This window comes from Hyphomicrobium sp., from assembly GCF_019753045.1.
Classification (GTDB): domain Bacteria; phylum Pseudomonadota; class Alphaproteobacteria; order Rhizobiales; family Hyphomicrobiaceae; genus Hyphomicrobium_B.
On sequence record NZ_JAIELN010000003.1, the window covers coordinates 1 to 18,091 of the forward strand.

13 protein-coding genes are annotated in these 18,091 nt (G+C 58.5%); 6 read left to right on the forward strand and 7 right to left on the reverse strand.

Annotation, left to right across the window (positions count from 1 at the left end):
• On the reverse strand, positions 1-756 hold a 756-nt coding region (locus K2Q04_RS03170; RefSeq protein ID WP_291159133.1), incomplete at its 3' end, for a tyrosine-type recombinase/integrase.
• 774 nt (positions 757-1,530) lie between these two features.
• On the opposite strand from K2Q04_RS03170, the gene K2Q04_RS03175 reads away from it, so the two are divergent.
• Positions 1,531-2,526: a hypothetical protein gene (locus K2Q04_RS03175; RefSeq protein ID WP_291159135.1), complete on the forward strand. Its 996-nt coding sequence runs from the start codon at positions 1,531-1,533 to the stop codon at positions 2,524-2,526.
• Positions 2,527-3,414: 888 nt separating this feature from the next.
• Here the strand turns inward: K2Q04_RS03175 and K2Q04_RS22170 are convergent.
• Genes K2Q04_RS22170 through K2Q04_RS03185 form a run of 3 tightly spaced genes read right to left on the reverse strand, consistent with a single transcriptional unit; the run spans position 3,415 to position 5,254 of the window.
• The gene (locus K2Q04_RS22170) at positions 3,415-3,918 is read right to left on the reverse strand and encodes a DUF488 domain-containing protein (protein WP_366935736.1); all 504 of its coding nucleotides are present in this window, start codon (positions 3,916-3,918) and stop codon (positions 3,415-3,417) included.
• Positions 3,915-4,202 carry a hypothetical protein gene (locus K2Q04_RS03180; RefSeq protein ID WP_291159137.1) on the reverse strand — a complete coding sequence of 96 codons (288 nt, stop codon included), beginning with the start codon at positions 4,200-4,202 and terminating at the stop codon, positions 3,915-3,917. Before K2Q04_RS03180 ends, K2Q04_RS22170 begins: the two co-directional genes overlap by 4 nt.
• On the reverse strand, positions 4,199-5,254 hold the full coding sequence (locus tag K2Q04_RS03185) for a tyrosine-type recombinase/integrase (protein ID WP_291159139.1): 1,056 nt from the start codon (positions 5,252-5,254) through the stop codon (positions 4,199-4,201). Before K2Q04_RS03185 ends, K2Q04_RS03180 begins: the two co-directional genes overlap by 4 nt.
• 633 nt (positions 5,255-5,887) lie before the next feature.
• On the opposite strand from K2Q04_RS03185, the gene K2Q04_RS03190 reads away from it, so the two are divergent.
• From K2Q04_RS03190 to K2Q04_RS03210, 5 genes are all read left to right on the forward strand, one after another.
• The gene (locus K2Q04_RS03190) at positions 5,888-7,384 is read left to right on the forward strand and encodes a DNA cytosine methyltransferase (RefSeq protein ID WP_291159141.1); all 1,497 of its coding nucleotides are present in this window, start codon (positions 5,888-5,890) and stop codon (positions 7,382-7,384) included.
• Between the two features lie 87 nt (positions 7,385-7,471).
• On the forward strand, positions 7,472-9,364 hold the full coding sequence (locus K2Q04_RS03195) for a DNA double-strand break repair nuclease NurA (protein ID WP_291159142.1): 1,893 nt from the start codon (positions 7,472-7,474) through the stop codon (positions 9,362-9,364).
• 10 nt (positions 9,365-9,374) lie between these two features.
• Positions 9,375-11,138 carry an ATP-binding protein gene (locus K2Q04_RS03200; protein ID WP_291159144.1) on the forward strand — a complete coding sequence of 588 codons (1,764 nt, stop codon included), beginning with the start codon at positions 9,375-9,377 and terminating at the stop codon, positions 11,136-11,138.
• Positions 11,139-11,149: 11 nt separating this feature from the next.
• The gene (locus K2Q04_RS03205; RefSeq protein WP_291159150.1) at positions 11,150-11,575 is read left to right on the forward strand and encodes a very short patch repair endonuclease; all 426 of its coding nucleotides are present in this window, start codon (positions 11,150-11,152) and stop codon (positions 11,573-11,575) included.
• A 105-nt stretch (positions 11,576-11,680) separates the two neighbouring features.
• Positions 11,681-13,213, forward strand: a complete 1,533-nt coding sequence (locus K2Q04_RS03210; RefSeq protein ID WP_291159152.1) for a hypothetical protein — start codon at positions 11,681-11,683, stop codon at positions 13,211-13,213.
• Positions 13,214-14,212: 999 nt separating this feature from the next.
• Here K2Q04_RS03210 and K2Q04_RS03215 read toward each other — a convergent pair.
• The 3 genes from K2Q04_RS03215 to K2Q04_RS03225 form a co-directional block, all read right to left on the reverse strand.
• Positions 14,213-15,148 carry a phosphotransferase gene (locus K2Q04_RS03215; RefSeq protein WP_291159154.1) on the reverse strand — a complete coding sequence of 312 codons (936 nt, stop codon included), beginning with the start codon at positions 15,146-15,148 and terminating at the stop codon, positions 14,213-14,215.
• 119 nt (positions 15,149-15,267) lie between these two features.
• Positions 15,268-15,651, reverse strand: coding sequence for a cupin domain-containing protein (locus tag K2Q04_RS03220; protein WP_291159156.1), 384 nt, complete (start codon positions 15,649-15,651; stop codon positions 15,268-15,270).
• 9 nt (positions 15,652-15,660) lie between these two features.
• Positions 15,661-18,081 carry an FAD-dependent oxidoreductase gene (locus tag K2Q04_RS03225; protein ID WP_291159158.1) on the reverse strand — a complete coding sequence of 807 codons (2,421 nt, stop codon included), beginning with the start codon at positions 18,079-18,081 and terminating at the stop codon, positions 15,661-15,663.
• Positions 18,082-18,091 lie beyond the last annotated feature (10 nt).

Sequence of the window (18,091 nt, forward strand, 5' to 3'; positions counted from 1 at the left end):
GTAACCGAAGACGCTTTTCTCTAGGGCGGTCTCACCATCTATTGCGACGAGCCTCTGAATTGCTTTGACCAGCACGGGGTCGAGCACGACCACGCGCGGCTTGCCGTTCTTCGTCTTCCGCAAGAGCGCGCGGGGGCCCCCCTCATGGTCGAGCATGAGGTCGCCAATGGTCAGATTGCACATCTCTGACACACGGGCGCCTGTCGTCGTCAAAAAGAACACTGCGGCGGCGATCCGAAAATGCGCGGCATTAAAAAACTCGGGGAACCATCCCCGAGGGGCATACTCGACCGTTTTCCTCTCAACCTTTGGAGCCTCGAACGAGATCGGCGGGAGATTATGAGCCCTTGTGCCTTTGCGGAGGGCTGCGTTGAGCGGCGTGTAGAAAAACCGCTTCACGCTTGCTGGGGTCAGGTGACCGTACTTCTCAAGCGCGAATGTCGTCACTTTGTCAGCGGTGATATCGCGGATGCGCATCGGCCCGAAGTGCTCAAGGATGGTCGACATAAATCGCTTCTCGCCGCCCTTTTCCAAATAGATCAAGCAGCATTCGGCGAACGTCAGGCTGTAGCCGGATCCGTGGATTTCCCGCTCAATCACTTCCTGGCGCAGCTTGTCGCGGTAGGTTTCGGCGTCGCGGCGGCGAGTAAAGCCCGTGCTTTCTCTAACGCGGACTCCTTGCGCCCGACCCGGGACTTTGACCGTCCCGGTGACTTGCCAGATGCCGGCACGGAGGTCGAGCTTGAGGTCGGACATGTTTTCAGTGTCTCGATGAATGCCAAGAGTTGAAGCGCGTCGAGTTTGATCTGGTGACCGTGACGATAGCAGAGTCCGAGTCCGCGAACGCGTTCCCGAAACACGCGTTCCGACATTTTGATCGGCAGCTGCCTAAGGCACTCTGCCGGCGTGAAATAACGGTTCGGTTTCGCTTGCGGCAGCGGCGAGCGTTCAACGGTCAAGGCATTTGTCGGAACATGTTTGGTGCGCGCGCATTGACGTGATCCGCGCATGCGGTCGCGAATGATATTTGGCCCGGCTGCGCCGATGAGCTTGCACAGTCGGCGTTGTTCCTGAGGTCTGTGCGAAAACTTCATGCTGTAGCAACTCATCGCAACGGTGTTTTGATTTTCGGAGCGCTATTACGAAGGTTCTTTCTGTTCTGACGCCGTCCATTCTCTCAATCTATCGATCTTCTCCCCTCGGAATATTTATTCACCTGTCCTTAGCCCGACAAATAGCGTCATCAGCGCCGAATTGGCAATTCCTGCATATCGCAACCGGAATAAACCTGTGAATAAAACTGGCGAGAAAACGCCTGCAAAAACAGCAAAGTACAATATTATTGTACTTTCCAAATTCTCGATGCGCTGAATCCGCTGCGGAATTCTAATTTCGGTCCGATTTGTTCATCGGCTGCGTATTTTTGAGCTGTCATTCTCGTCGGAATGGAATTCGTCGCTTTTCGCGATATCCGTATTGGGCGGTGCCGCGCGGCAGCGAACGCGTGAGCATTCGAATGGGAGTTCCGACATGGGGGATACGCCAAGCGACGCCGAAGACGTCGTTAAAGGCTCGATACGATCGGACCGTGAAGTTTTTGCGTCCGGACCTGATACGTCCCTGGAGACCAACGGACCTGATCTGGGATCCCGCACTTGGCTACGTCACTTCCCGGATGGGCTGTCCTCGCGGAACGCGAATGGTGATGTACCATGGGTCGATTGGCATCGCGGGCGGGATGCTGATCTCCTCCGGCAAATCGCCGCTGCAGGTGGACTGGTATCGGACTCGGGCGCAAAAACGTTGATCAATCTGAGAGCGTGGCGCGCCCAGATCGAGCACGTATACATCTCGCTGGCGTCGTCCAATCCCGGATTGTACGGAGCAGGCCTTCTGCGATTGATGCTCGCGGAGCGCTCCTTCAAGAACAGGCCGAACGACCCGAACGTGATTGAGCGGTGCGAGGTTCGAACCTCAAAGCGGCCGAGGGGCGTGGTCCCAAGGGGCGCCGATGGCAAAAGCACCGATGCGAAGCTTCCGGGGCCGCTGGCGGTGCGATCGGGCCTCTCGCCGTGGATGGTCTACGCCTTGAACAAAAAGCGAAGCGATGCCAGCCTCCTGACCGTCAAAAAGAGCAATCAGCCTGGATTGAAACGGCAAAAGCCCAATCAATACGTATTCCCAGACGACCTGCTCGGCGAGGTCCAGCGGCACATTCAGACGGGAAAATTTCGGTTGTCCGCCGAAATTCCCGTGGCGACGTTCATTCTAAGGAAGTTTCACCGCGCGAAAGGATTCGCCGAGTTTTCCCGTAACGATCTGACGACGGCAGGCCTCGCGTCGTTGGCCTGGGCTGACAAGGGATTGAAGCGGCTTCTCAGCCAATACGACGGCGACGGCAAATGCGTGAAGCGCGGGATTTTCGCGGCTATCGGCTACGGGCGGGTCACGTTGCCGGAGCTGGTTGAAGAGGGACGATTCAATGCTATTGACGCTTCGAAAATATGGGTCGCTCCGGAAACTTAATCCGGCGATCTCCGAGCGAATTTGGTCGCCCGGACCGCTAACCCGGCGGTCAACCCGGAAGCCCAACCCGGCGCCGGCGAGAGCCCAACCCAGGTTTGCCGAGAACCTCACCCAGTCCAGATACTGGCGCCTAACCCGGCTCTCGCCCCAGTGCCTAACCCGGCTTTCGTGCCGAGAAGCTAACCCGTAGAACAGTATGCAGGTCTATCTGAACTGCAAGAAGCGATCGAACATCGAGAAGAGGCGGTGAATCGCTCGAAGGTTTTCAACCGCGAGAAGACAGTACCGCACATCGTCGTCACGAGCCGCTGCTACCCTTCCAGTTCCGTTAAGTGAACAGCTCTACCCGTCTCCGGCTCCGGCAGGCCGTCGCCTTCGTCGGGCTCTTCCGCGACTACCCCAAATATCGCGATTGCGCGAAGGAAGCTGAACATCCTGAACACCCCTGCGCGCGTGCGCGCGTAACCGGCTACGCTTCCAAAGCTGCGCGAGAGCGATCTAAGGCGCCTCACGAAAAGTTTTGCGCCGTTTCATCAGATTTACCGATTACCGCGATTGTGGCCGCATTTGTCGCTTGCCCGTATTTCGCGTCAAAGGCCTTTGGTGGCTTTGCTGGCGACCGATCCTTACCGCCGCTAGTCAGGTAGCGGACATATCGATGCGGCCGCTCCTGTCGCCACCAGTGCTCGCCAAGGGCCGTTCCATAACCCGGCGAGCGACAAACATGTCGTCTTCAAACTTTGGCCGACATAACGCTATCGGAACAGGACGTGCTCTGCCGAGCTCACGCCGTTGCTTTCGGCGTCCCATGTCATTCAAGCCATTCTCTGAATTCACCAAGAGGTGAACCGTCCTGGAAGTTAGCTGGGACGAGAAAAACGAATACCTCTATTTGCTGCCGAATAGGTCGTGCTGCGCCGGTGCATCCCGACGAAATGCCGGATGCAATTTCGGATGCGCGGCGCAGCAACCTTGCTGTCCAAACTCGCTCACTCGAAGTGCGAGCGTCTCATAGAGCCAGAGAGCCACGAGACCTCGATGGCACCACGGAGACTCCGGCGTCGGCGGCTCGAAACATAAGAGGGCCACGGTCCTTCGTTCGGCCATCCCTTCGAGGTCGGCGATGACGCGCTTGGGATCGAGCCGGTTCAATATCTCATCGTTGTAACGGCGCCGAAATTCATCGGGCGACAGATCTCGAAACCAGCTTCCCGGCGCCAAAGCAGGGTAGCGACGATAACCTGCCTGTCGGCGGGGCGCGCCCCGCGAAATTCCAACGCGGCAATACTGGGTCGGATCAAGCTGAACGGACCAGGACGAAGTTACAATCCTCGGGCTCGAGGAAGAGATGGACGTTGGATTCTGAGGATCCTTCCCCAAGCCGAAGGTCATTGTTCCTCCTCGTTGTCGGAACCGTCGGGCTCGTCTTCGAGAGCTACGTCCAGCATTCTTGCTATTGTTGACGACGCCACATGAAGTGCCCCGATCAGACTCGCCGCGTGTCCCTTGACCATCTTCATCGCGAGCTCGGGCGGGCCGTTTCCAACGCTCAACGCGACGAGACTTTGCAGCTCTCCAGACTTTGCCTTCTCCAAGAGCTCTGCGAGCGTGTCGATAATATCCGCATCAGGCCCCTCGGGGCGGTGAGCTCGAGGAAACCGAACGACTGTTGTCATTCTTTGCCTCCCGGCGCCTTAAGACCCACTCCTGCAAGCCGGTGCGGTGACGCCCGGAGTTGGTCCGCGCGCTGGGAGTAGCGCGCCGGCATGATCATGGATCGGTGTCGGGTAACGCTTGCGATAGATCGGATGTCGGCACCTGCCTCTGCTGCCGATACGCAAAAGCCAACCCGAAGCGAATGACCAGAAAAACGTGCAGCTTCAAATTCAGCGAAGCAGCTCTGCGCGCCGTTCTTCGAACGGCTGTGCTTAGCGATGCGGGTCTTTACGATTGCCGCGACGGTCTGAGCTGAAAGACGGCCTTGGATCTTGCCCGCTTTTGACACCCGCTGAAATACCGGTTGCCCGGGTTCGACGCCGGCAGCGACAAGCCAGGCTTCGATTGCCGATGCGGCCAAAGTCAGCTCGTCTCGCGGGACTGAGACAACTTCTGACATCCCGCGTGAGGTCTTCGAGATCGCGAACGTGATTTGGATCGTCGCCGGGGCGAGGCTGAGCACGCCGGTGCCACGTTGCTTTCCTTGGCCCAATAGCTGGAAGTCGAGACCGACGACCTCTGAACGTCGGAGGGCGAAGGCGTAGCCGATCGCGAGAACGGCCGCGTCACGAAGATCACGAGGCGAAGGATTGCCTTCAGCAATCGCGGCCAGGATGCCTGCCAGGGTGCTTCCGCGCAACGGTTCGACTTGCTCGGGCAGTCGATAGTCCGCATTGGCGATGCCGCGCATCACGAGGCGAATTGGAGGAGCCGATGTATCGAACGACCAGCCCTTTGCTGCATGTCCCGCTCTCAACGCGGCGATAGCGGTCCTCAACGTTGAAATGCTTTTGCCAGCAGTAGCTAGCTCTGCAAGGAAGTTGGCGACGTCGATTGCGTTGGCAGGCTCGAGGTCCATAAGGCCCCGCCATTGGAGCCACTGTTTGAGGGCCGTCGCATATTGTCTGCGCGTGCCAGAGCGGAATGATTTCGCTGCGTATTGACGTGCGCCCTCCGACAGTCGGGCCGAGTTGAATTGAGAGATCTCTGATATGGGCGAGGCGTCCAACATTCAATAACTCATTGAAACTCTTAGAGATATTACTATCGATAAGAGAAATTTTCAATGGGAATTAGGGTTCTGAACGCGAAGAAAATCACACTCTGGCGACGCGAGCGGAATGCCGAGCGCGAATCATGCCACGGCACCGGCCGCTCACTAGGTCCGCTAACTGAAGAATCGCAACCTCAGGGCGGATCATGAGTATCCGGCTGCTCCTCGAAGATCCCGTGGGAGTGCAGCTCTACCCGCTCTGGTACCTCACCGTGTAAACGGAGAAGCTGCTGCTCTCTGCAATGGCGGAGATCCAGGACGCATCCAAGACGATGTTCCCTGGACTGGCTCGCGCGCCGCGCACTCGCCAAAAGGGTGCCGGGCTCTCCGTTCTTTGGTAGGAGCTCCGCGACAACGAACTGATGCGCCCTCGACCGATAGATCCTCGGTCAGAGCCATCCACCGGACTGCTTTGCAACGCATCAGACACTGCCGTCCCCGGCTTCAACAGTTCAGCGGTTGTCCGTGCAATCCCTGCTTGTTAGGAAGCCATTGCCAGCCGATACTGCGATCGTTCACGATTCGTTGTGGCTGGCTCACGCGCGTATTTGGCGGCGAACGCTGGCTGGCACTGCAGGGGCACATCGGGGTATGGACGCGCGGGTGATAAGGCGCAAGCTTGGCCGTCTGGCTGACGGATCGCCTCCTCGCGTCCTTGATCTTTTCTCCGGCTGCGGCGGCCTCTCGCTCGGCTTCTACGCTTCCGGCGCGCAGATTGCAGCAGCCATCGAGTTCGACCCCGACGCGGCTCGTTCCCACGGCCTCAACTTCCATCGTGGCAATGAGCGCCACTGCAAGGCTCGTGACATCACCACCACTACGCCCGCGCAGCTTTGCCGCGAGCTGGATCTTGGCGATCCAGCCTCAGCCTTCGATGTGATCGTGGGCGGCCCACCCTGCCAAGCCTTCGCGCGCGTCGGGCGCTCTAAGCTCCGCGAGGTCGCCGATCATCCGGAAGCCTTCCGACATGATCCGCGCTCCCGCCTCTACATCGAATATCTGGCCTACGTCGAAGCCTGCCAGCCGCTTGCCGTCGTCCTGGAGAACGTCCCGGACATGCTCAATCACGGCGGGCACAACCTCGCCGAAGAGATCTGCGAAGTGCTGGGCAGCCGAGGCTATGTTAGCGGGTACACGCTCCTTAACTCCGCCTTCTATGGCGTGCCGCAGATGCGCGAGCGGATGTTCCTGATTGCCCTGCACGAGAGTGTCGGCCAGGATGTTTGCTTTCCGGCTCCCGACCACACGATCGCTCTCCCTTCGGGTTACGAAGGCACGCGATCAGTAGCGCTCAAAAATCTCGCCGCCCGCGAGGCGCACTCGCTGCGGTCCCACTTTCAGGCCACTCCGACGGCATCGGCCCGGCTTCCAGTAGCCGTAAGCGCTAAACAGGCTCTGGCTGATCTTCCTGTAATCGATGCGCGAGCCCAGCTTGTCTCTGGTAAGCTGCGGCGGGGAGCAAGGCGCTTCGATGAGCCGATGCCCTACGCACCGCCAAGGCGTATGAGCACGTATGGGAGGGCAATGCGGAGTTGGCCCGGTTTTGCAGGGCTTCCGCAATTAACTGATCACGTCATCCGCTATTTGCCGCGCGACTACGCCCTGTTTGCGCGCCTGCAGCCCGGTGATCAGTATCCGGAAGCCTACCAGACCGCTCTCCGGATGTTCGATGAAGCCCTTGCCAAGCTCGCCCGTCAGGATCGCGCCCCCAAAAAGGGCTCGACAGAATGGTTGGAGCTGAAGGCGAGCATCGTCCCACCCTATGATCCAACTAAGTTCCCCAACAAGTGGCGCAAGATGGAGCCCGATCTGCCAGCGCGGACGCTCATGGCGCATCTGGGTAAGGACAGCTACAGCCACATCCATTACGACAGCGCGCAGGCGCGGACGATCTCGGTTCGTGAAGCCGCGCGGCTGCAATCCTTCCCGGACGGCTTCCGCTTCTCAGGGACTATGAATCCCGCCTTCCGACAAATCGGCAACGCAGTGCCGCCGCTGCTCGCAAAGGCCGTGGCGACGACGGTGCTCAAAGCCTTGATGCCAAAGAGGCGGCAAGCACCCGCCCAGCTCGCGTTCGCCGGAGTCTGAGCTATGCCGACGCCGCCCGGTGAGGTTATCGTCGTCCGCTCCCTGACCGACTCTGACTTCGGTCTGTTCGCGGCGCACCGAGCCGGTATGTCCAGTAAGCAACGCGCTATTGCCATCACCGTTCCCGTTGCCCGCCAGTTGCTCTCGCCTGGCGTGTTCGATGCCGGTGGCGCTATCTTCGAATGCTTTGTCAGGTTCGGTGATCAGACCATTCACCAGCCCCGCACGCTCAGCAAGACAGGCAAGAATTGGCGCCTCGGCGGCACCAAGATTGAAGGCGATGCCTTCGCTGTTCTGGACAGCAAGGACTTTGTGCTGATCCGCTCCCGGTCTGCCAATGACGGGACTGCACCGCTATCAATCACGTTCGTCTCGCGCAATACCGACCGCGTTACGCACGCAGGTCTGGCAGCGATAGTCGAGAAGGATTTGCGGGACAGCATGGCTGTCTATTCGCGGGGCTCGGAGGGCTTTTCGTCTCTGGCCCCGTATTGCCAGCCCGCCGTTCACACGCCGCCTGCCCGCCCCGCCAAGCGGCCTTCCAAGCGGGAAAGACCCAAGCCTTCCCCGATTGCGCCGATGCCCCGCGACCCTGTGACGGCCAAGCTCGTTCGCAAACCCACGATTCATGAGAAGATCCGCAGCCCGCACATCATGGAGCGGATGTTCAAGGTTGCAGGCGATCTCTCCGCGCCGGCCCAGCTGCGCTTCATCGAGATCGTCGAGATGCTCGCCGATCAGCTTCGCAAGGTTCTGCTGGCGACCGCACGGATCGTAACGATCCCGCAAAGCCATAAAGACTTCTGGCCACTCCTCAGCGGCAAGCCTGTCGGTTTCATCGATGGCGGACTCGCGAATCTCTCGATGCTGGGGTCCGCGCCGATCGCGGCGCGCGTCGGCGGGTATCTCGTCACGCCCGGCCAGAGCGGCGAAGACCGTGAGCACTTCACGATGCTCAAGCACTTGATCGATGAACTATACGATCCGGGCGAGGGCGGGGTTTACGACAACAGCTTTCCTGATACCGGCGCGCTCAGAGATGCGGCGCGGATCTCCGTCGAGACGGCTGGGGCCGTCCAGATGATCCGCGACTATCCCAAGGTGCAGTGGGTTCTCGTTCACGGTGCGCTTGTCAATCCCGTCTCCCGCTACACCGACATCATGGAAGAAGGCCTGCTCACGCGGCTGACAGGTGGCCGAGTGAAACACCGCTTTCCCAATTTCTCGGATTCGGCACTTTCGGAACTACTGCCCGGCGAGCCTACGCGGAGCGGTCGGGATCGCAATTTCATCAGCGTCTATCTCCGCCAGCTCCAGCTGCTGCGGGACTCAGCCCCAATCGTCTGCGGCGTGGTCGAGCGCGAAGCCACCACATCGTCCGTTATCCGCTCGGTTCTGGATTCACTTGCCGACCATGAGATCGCGAGGCTCCTTCCCGTCCCGCCTGCACAGTGGAAGAAAGAGTTCCTTGCCGCAATTGATCCCGGCGACGATCCCGCGAGCGAAGGCCAGCGGATTACCGACTCGCTTCTGTTCCGCTGCGTCCTCGAGCCAGGCGAAGCGCTCAAGCCGGTCGTGGTAGACCGAAATGAGCTTCGCCGCGCCCCGCTCGCTTGGCGTGATGAGTACATCGCGCATTACCCCAAGCCTTTCCTCTCCTATGTTCAGGTCTCGGAGTGGAGCGCGCCCATCCGGCTTGAGATGTTCGAGAAGGATCTCGGATCGTTCGAGCAGGCAGCTGCGCTCGTGACGCACTGCTCGCTGCTCTTGCCGCGTTATTCCTTTCCGGTGGGGCTCGATATCGTCGATAAGTTCGCCAAGGTCCCGAACTGGATGACGCGGCCGATCGCTACATACACAACCGTTCAGGCACTCAAGCGAGCCCTCGATTCTGGCGATACGCGGAGTTTCGATGCCCTTCGCCGCATGCTCTGCGGCACAGGGCGCGAGTGGCTGTTGCGGCCTGGCATCATGAAATAGGGGGAATGAGATGAACGATGCGGCTCCGCAGCCGGAGACTGCCTATGCGCCGGAGCAATCCTGGCGCGCTGTCGGCACCGTTGTCGGCAACGCCGGCATCTCGGAGTTCACGTTCATCCTTAAGCAGTATCAGGCGCGCGTGGGCGACATCGTTGCGCTCAGCATGGAAGTGCCGGACGGCACCTTCACGGACCGAGCAAGAATCTACGTCTGGGCGCGCATCACGGATATTCGCCGCTTCAATCCCTTCTTTCCCTTCGAAGCCGGGCAGGAGCTGGCACAGGAGGGGATTTCGCTGGAATCGACGGTGCTCGCCAACACGCGCGATCAGCTGGAGGCCTCTGCCCTTATCCTTGGGGCCACCACCGATATCAATCTCGCCAGCCTCTTCCCTCTTACCTATCCCGTGAAGCCGGCCTGCACGGTCTTTCATCCGCCGGCTGAGGCCGTGCGGCAGCTGCTGATCGGCGAGGTCGAGGACGAGCGCCGTATTCGCATAGGCACCCTAATCGCGCGCCAGGACGTGGAGGTCACGCTGTCCGCGCCCAAACTGGTGGCCCGGCATCTCGCCATTCTCGCCATGACGGGCGGCGGCAAAACGGTGGCGGCTCGGCGCATCATTCGCGAGCTGATCGGTCACGGATATCCGCTGCTCATTCTCGATCCGCATGGCGATTACATCGGCCTCTCGCGATGCGTGCCGTTGCTGCAAGAAGCAGCACCGGACTGCACGATCAAGCTGTTCTATCCCGAGCTTCTGATCCAGCAGGATGGCGAGGATCTGATCACCCGGCTGATCCTGCAGATGACGACGGGACTCACCGAAGCCCAGAGCGAATATCTACGCGCGCTCTACGATCGCATCCGCGCCAGCGATGGCGAGCAGGCCCTATCCTACATCGAGCGTCTCCTGCGCCAGACGAGCCAGGATATCTCCTCGCCGTCCGACAACGGCCAGCGTCCGGCTGGAGCGCCATCGTCAGGCAACTGGCGCGGCACCATCGGCGCGGTATCCCGTGGCCTCAGGATTGTGCGAGATCGCCTTGCGCGCATGCAGCGCACGAGCAGTCAGATGCGGGCCAGCAAGAAGCTCAAGGAGCTTCCTTTCGAGCCGCTCCCCAATCCGTTCGCCGAGCCTGATAAGATCATCCAGCCCGGCCAAGTCTCGATCCTGTATCTCGCAGGCTACGATCACATTACACAGTGCTCGATCGCCGCGCTGACACTGGAGACCCTCTTCGAGTTCCGCGCCAATCTCACTGATCGCATTCCGCCTTTCTTCTCGGTCGTGGAGGAGGCCCACACCTTTATCCCATCTGCCCGTGAGGGGACAGAAGATGCTGTCTCCCTACCCGTCATCCGCCGCATCATCACGGAAGGCCGCAAGTTCGGCACGGGTCTCATGCTGATCTCGCAGCGACCAAGCCGGCTCGACGAGACGATCGTCTCCCAGTGCAATTCGTTCCTGATCTTGCGCCTCGTCAATCCACGCGACCAGACCTTCGTCAGGGCTGTGATGGAGAACCTCACAGACTCCGATGCCCGGATGATCCCAGGTTTTGGCCCCGGCCAGGGCATCGTGAGCGGTCAGGTTGTCCGTTTCCCGCTTGCTGTCAAAGTAGACATGGACACTGAGCTGCGGCTCGCCGAGATCGGTGACGAGGACTTCTTCGAGCAGCTGGGCGAGTGGGAACCCGATGAAGACGCCGGTACCCGCGATGGCATCGCCGCATCGATGAAGGAGGTAAAAAAGAGGCGCAGGAAGCAGGACTGAGCGGATCAACGATGGATGTTCTGACGCCAGAGCAGCGCCGGCTCAATATGAGCCGCATCCGGGGTAAGGACACCTCCCCCGAGATGATCATAAGGCGCGCACTGCATGGGCGCGGCTTCCGCTACCGCCTACACGACAAACGTCTTCCGGGCAAACCCGATCTCGTCTTCCCCAAATACCGTGCGGTCCTGTTGATCCATGGCTGTTTCTGGCACGGACATGAGTGCCATCGCTTCAAATGGCCAGAAACGCGACGCGAATTCTGGCAGCGAAAGATTTGTGGCAACAAAGCACGTGACAAAAAGACTCAAGGCAATCTTCGTACTCTAGGTTGGCGCTCCATGGTGGTCTGGGAGTGCCAGTTGAAGAACTCTCAAAAGCCAAAGCTTGATCAATTAATCGACAAATGTGCTGACTTCCTGATGCGAGCCGTCTGAAACAAAAAATTTCGCTCGACGAATTTCGACCGGGCGCTGTGTGTGGATGTGCTTCAAGACAGATATCAGCGCGGGCTCACTTTACCCGCCACAAACGGGCAGTTCATGAGCGAAGCAACGAATCGGCCACGCAAGGTATTAGAAGTCGACTTTTCCGCCGAGGATCGCCCTGACCTCAACGAGGTCGATTTTCGCGGGCTCGATCTTGTCATTGTGCATATTCCGCTGCCAAGCTTCGGCAGTTCCAACTCGCACATCGACCTTTGTAGCGATCTTCTCGATGCTTCCTGGGCGCTGGAGAAACTCGCGACCGATGCCGAGCGCATCGAGACCACCGTGGGCGATGGCTACTTCAAGCCCAACATTATTGCCAAGCTTCACCAGCCAAGATCATCCATGCACGCAACCCTGGTCGATTGTGCCCTAGTGTTCATGGACTATGATGTCGACCCTTCGGAAACGGGACGGTTGCAGGATCTTCGCGGCCAGATTGCCGACTACGAGGACATGCTTCCGACGCTCGTGCCTGCGGTTCCCGACATCGTTGACCAGTACTTGGCAAACCTGATGGCCGCAAACGGTGAGTTCCAATCGGAAGCTCCGGATTTCTACGAAGACCAGATGCGCGCATTTCCGGAGTGCCGAGTTGGATATTTCAAAAGCGCTTACAGCAGTAGGATTGGCGGCGATTGCTATGCCTCCCATGACGGCTGGGTGATAGATGCGGCCATCGAAGTCGACGACTTCTTCGCGCGTTCCGGTCAGCACTTCCGCCTCAATGACTTCAGGCAGGGAGAGCTCTTCATGCTTTCCGGAGGCGCCTTCGTCTGCTCAGAACGTCAGGTGATCGAGTTTCCATCGACCCAGTATTTGCGGTCATTGGTTTGTGCGAGCGTGGTTCATTCGAAAGATGAAGACCATTACCTATCAGATTTGTATTGCTGGCTAGGCGATACAACCACACCCAAGGGGTTGAGGAACGAAGATGGCGCTTGGCGTCAGCACTTCATAGCGAAACGGAGTGCCGAATACTTCGTGCATGAGACCGGTAGCATCGTCTTGGTGAACGATGGAAGGCACAGGCATTTTCTCTATGACACCCGATACTTGAATCTCTTTGCGGTCAAGGCGGTCCGGGACGGCGTTGCCGGCTTGCTAGACAAGCTGTCGGCTGCTGCGGGCTTGTCCGACAGATTGAACCTCGACTGGGCGTCCCTCTCCGACGAGCGCTTCGAGGAACTCTGCTATGACGTGATCTATTCCGACCCCAATTTCGATACCAACACCATCCGCAAGCACGGCAAGTCTCGTTCGAGGGACGGCGGACGCGACATCGAGGTTCATGAGGTCCGGCGATGGCAGGGCGGCAATCCTCGGAAATGGATCTTCCAATGCAAGCTCGTCACCAACGGCTCATCGCTTGGGGCCACGAAGCTCGTGGATGTTGGCGACATGCTCGACCACTATGGTGCCCATGGGTTCGGCGTCATGACGTCTGCTCTGATTGATGCCACGCTCTATGACAAACTGGATCGCGTCTGCGACAAACGGGACGTGATGCAAAGACACTTCTCCATCCTGGAATTGGAGCGGGCAATCGCGAGGCACCCGGGCATCCGCAAGCGATATTTTCTCTAGTCTGCGAGGCCGCCGGGTTTGGATGCATTTGCCAGAATGAGCGGAATTAGTGTCCGCTGAGCAAGTTATAGTGTAGACACCCAGAGCGTGCTCATTGCGACATCGGGGCGACTTCCGCTTTCTCGGCATTGCGGACAAGGCGCGATTGCGACTTCGTCTAGTTCGAATGTCGGTTTGGGGTGGTAAGCACCCATCCGGCGGAATTAGCTGATTAGCAGCGATAATGGAAATTTTCGATAGGAATAGGCTTCGACGACACGCCGAAAGAGTACTGAATAGGGGACGCTAAAGATCGTAGTGCCCGAGGCCGATATAATGGACGAGTTGGCGTTCCCTAGCCAGTTGAGGCAGAAATAGCGTTTTTTAGGCCGAAAAAGCTATTTGTGAGTGTGGAGAAAAATGGCGAAACATAGAGGGACGTTGCGCAACATTTACAGAGCCCAACGGGATCTTCGAAGATGTTTATGGTTCCGCAGGAAGAGCAAGTAACCTTGCAAGACGTGATTGGACAACGCTCGTACATGATTTGTGTTTGTTCGAGCCCTGTGTCTCGTAGCAGCCGAGCAACTGCCTCTACGAACCAGACCTCCCCCGCGAGATATGCTCGATCGAATGGGCCGAGCGCTGCCGAAAATGCCGATATATTGCGCATTAACTGGAGGCGGGCGGAATAGACTTCTGTGTGTTTGAACTCGATTTCCTTCAGCGATTTTGCGTAACAGCGACCCGGGGATGCGGTATCGGCATAGAGCAAGAAAAAGTGTGCTCCTCTCGCTGTCGCGTCTACCGAATTTGAAAAAAGATCCAGAAGACAGCGCGCTCCCTCACCTTCCGCGACAAAGATCTGTCGCGGAGCATACTGGTCGAGTATGAGGCCTTCAAAGTTTTCGTCAGCTTGCTCGGGAAAAACGTCTGACATTGCAACGAATCGGCGGACGCGACGGTAGCAGGCCGGAACGTCTCACTGGATTGAAGTCGACCTACAATTAGCCCCGTGTGTCACTGCCAATCTCCCTTGCTGACATTGCGAATGTGTTCGGGAAATTCCGTGGTGTTCATCAATGCGCGGCAGCGGTCGAAGCGGCGTTGAGAATAGGCTTTGAAGTCATCGGCCGTGTTTTTGTTCGCGACCTGGATGAGGCCCCAGAGCGTCCAAAGAAGATCGCACATCGCTTTGTAAATCACATAGCGGCCCATCTCCGCTGGAGTTGGATTGCCTTCAAAATATGCGGAAAGGAGATGTTCTTCGTTTTCTTTTGTAAGTTCAGCCTCAATGGCGAAATCACCAACATCCCAAAGGGGATCATTCATCCCTGAATACTCCCAGTCGACGATCCACATTCGGTCCGAAGTGTTGAGGAAATTCTCGGAAAGGGGATCGCAGTGGCAGGCGACCAGAGGGAGCTGATGGGCATTTAGCGCGCGACGCACACTCTCTGCTGATGCAAGGGCTTCATTATAGCCTTCCGGAAGCTCGACGTCCTTGGTGCTCAGGATCTTCAGATAGTCATCGATCATCGTGAACAGCTCGAACCGGTTGGCGAACTTTGCGCCGCTCCCGTGCAACCGCCGCAGCGCCTCTCCAGCCTTCCGAACGGCGCCGGGGTTGGCGTTGAAGGTTTTTGCCGTCATCGTCTCGCAGTTGTCGACGGCTTCGCTTAGCAAAAGACCGGCCTTTGTCGCCGCCACGATTTTGGGACTGATGCCTGCGTCCGACGCGGCCTGCGCCGCTACCAATTCGACGCTTCTATTGATGTATTCTTCCGTTCCTGCGCCGGGAATGCGGAGTACATGGCGTCCGCGAGGGCTGGATACCAGGTAGACCCTATTCGTGAGGCCTCCCATTCGTGAGACCGAGGTCTTCGCGAGTTCATCGTCGGTATAGTAGTTGATGGACGCAAGCGTACTTAGAGCTTGCTCTTGCTCAGTGCTCATGGCGTCTTTCCCATTTTGTTTTTTTATTCTTGTGGTTGCGTGATCCTGCCCTTCTGCCTGGCGCCGTTCCCCTCGATGGAGAAGATCGAGAAGAAGGCGCCAGGTCCTCGCAAGCGTCCTCAAGCGGAACGGTCCTCGGTAATGGATGGGTTGAGCTTTTCGAACGTAGCATCGGACATCGCTACTCCCGAGGGATTGGGAGCGTAAATTCCAAGCAATCTGGCGTATTCGGGTGCCCAGTAGCGGCCGAGCATGTTGGCTGGCACCCGCACCAGCTCGCCGGGAGACGCTTCAACAACGGTTCCATCGCATGAGACGAAGAGTTGGCCTTCCAAAACGTAAGCGTACTCGTCGTGTGCGTGACAGTCGGTCCACGCTTCGCCTTTGAGCTCCCATTCCATGATGACCGGCTGGGTCCATCCATCCTCTGAAGGAGGGATAAACCAGCGTGTCTTGGGGCCGCTTCCCACGAGAGCCTCTTTCGCCCATTTGACGGGTGCCAAAGTCGCCTCCTAAGCCAAAAGCCGCTCGTTGGCGGGATCGTACTGGGTGCGTCCGCGCCGCGTTGCTTTGTAACTCTTGCCGTAGGCCTCGATATCAAAAGAGTCCTCGTCGGCCATTTCCACGGGAAGCCATCCAAAGGCGACCATCTTGCCGATGGAGTAACCGAAACCGCAGCTTGCGGTTTGTCCGACAACCTTGCCATCGCGAAGAATGGTTTCGCCGCTGAGCAAAGGTGCGAAGTCGTCGAGGGTGAAGACGCAGAGCTTGCGGCTCGGACCATTAGCGCCGATAACTTTCAAGGCTTCCTTGCCGAGAAAGTCCTTGTTGAGGTCGATTGCGAAATCGAGACCGGCGGAGACTGGATCATAGTCGGGCCCTATCTCGGCCGACCAATAGACGTAACCCTTCTCGAGGCGGCAGGTCTCGATCGCGCGGTAACCCACGTCTCGGATGCCGAAAGGCTCTCCCGCCTTCTTGAGCGTTTCATAGAGCATTGCTGCATATTCTGTCGGTACGTGGAGTTCGTATCCGAGTTCGCCCACGTAACCCACGCGTACGGCCCGAACAGGGACGTAGCCAACTTCGATGTCGCGGACTGCGAGGAACGGTACGGCATCGTTTGAAAGGTCGTCGTCCGAAACCGCCTGCAGCACTTCGCGAGACTTGGGTCCACAGATGTTGATTACGGCCCAGGCTGAGGTCACTTCGTTCAGTGTTATCGGACTATCCTTCGGCAGCTGTCGCCGGACCCAATTCGAGTCACGTACGCCAAACGCAGAACCACTGATCATTACGAACTTGTCGACGCCGATATGCAGAATGGTGACTTCGGCCTCCACTCCGCCCTTGGAATTTAGCATAAGCGTGTAAATGCAGCGGCCAAGGGTGCCGGCGATGCGCGCGGTGCAGATTTTTTCTAGGAAGTCCGTGGCGCCGGGGCCCTCGATTGTGAATTTCGAAAAGGAGGTCTGATCGATCAACGCCACGCGCTCACGGATTTGCCTATGCTCCGTGCCAATATGGTCGAACCAACTTGGCTTGCCTTCGAAGCTTGGAACCTCCGTCCGATCGACGCCTGGTGCGGGGAACCACAGAGGGCGCTCCCAGCCGAAGCGGGCGCCGAATATCGCGCCCGCGGACTTGAGATGCTCGTGAAGCGGTGAACGCCGCAAGCCGCGTCCTGCCTCGTTTTCTTCGGCGGGCCAATGGATGCTGTAGTATTTGCCGTATGCCTCGATGGCGCGTTCCTCGAGGAAGCGTCCGACACTGTGCGGACGGCCAAAGCGGCGGACGTCGAACGCCCACAGGTCCATGCCGGGATCGCCATCAATGATCCAGTTTGCCATTGCTTCGCCGGCGCCGCCGGACGCGGCGATACCAGCGGTGAAACCACAGGCAACGAACATGTTGTCGAGTTCCGGCGCGAGCCCCATGATCGGCTCGCCATCAGCGGACGCTGGAATCGGACCGTTGATGATGGTCTGGATGCCAACCTCATTGAGCACAGGCAAGCGCTCTGCGCACGGCATTGCGAAGAGTTCGAGCCGCTCCATGTTTTCCGGGAAAAGCTCGCGACCAAATTCGAAGGGGGGACGCGAACGCCAGCATCCCTTTGTGCCCTTTTCCCAACCGCCGATCGCAAACGCGGCAACGTCGGGCTTAAGATAAAAATTCTTGTCGGGATCACGCAACGTAGGCAGCGCCTTTGGAAGGTCCAGCTTTTTTTCCGTGAGGAAATACTGATGTTCCACGACGCCGGCGGCGAGCGCCACGCCAGCCATGTCACCTACACGTTTTGCCCAAAGGCCCGCGCAGTTGACGAGGATTTCACATCCGACCGTGCCATGATTGGTGGTCACGCCGACCACGCGCCGTCCTTCCTTGATGATGCCGGTGACCAAAATGCCTTCTTGAATGACCGCACCATTCTTGCGCGCCGTCGCGGCGTAGGCATGCGTGAGGGCGTAGGGATCAACATAGCCATCCGAAGGAATATAGGCCGCCCCGACAACGCCTTCCTGGTCGATAAAAGGGAAATGATCGTAGGCTTCCTTGGCCGTCAACGAATGGCATTCGAAGCCGAAGCTCTTTGCAAGCGTCATTGAACGGCGGATTTCGCTCCAGCGGTCGTGCGACGAAGCAAGACGGATTGAACCGACCTTCTTCCAATCGATAACTTGTCCGGACTCTGCCTCGAGGCGGTCGAATACTGCCACGGAGTTTTGCATGAGACGCGTGAGGTTCTTGCGGCCGCGAAGCTGGCCCACCAGACCGGCTGCGTGCCAGGTGCAGCCATTGGTAATCTGGGACTTCTCAAGAAGGAGTACGTCGCGCTCTCCGCGCCGCGAGAGATGATATGCGACGGAGCAGCCGATCGCGCCGCCGCCGATGATGACGATGCGCGCGTAGCGATCGAACGATTGAGACATTGGGCTTCCC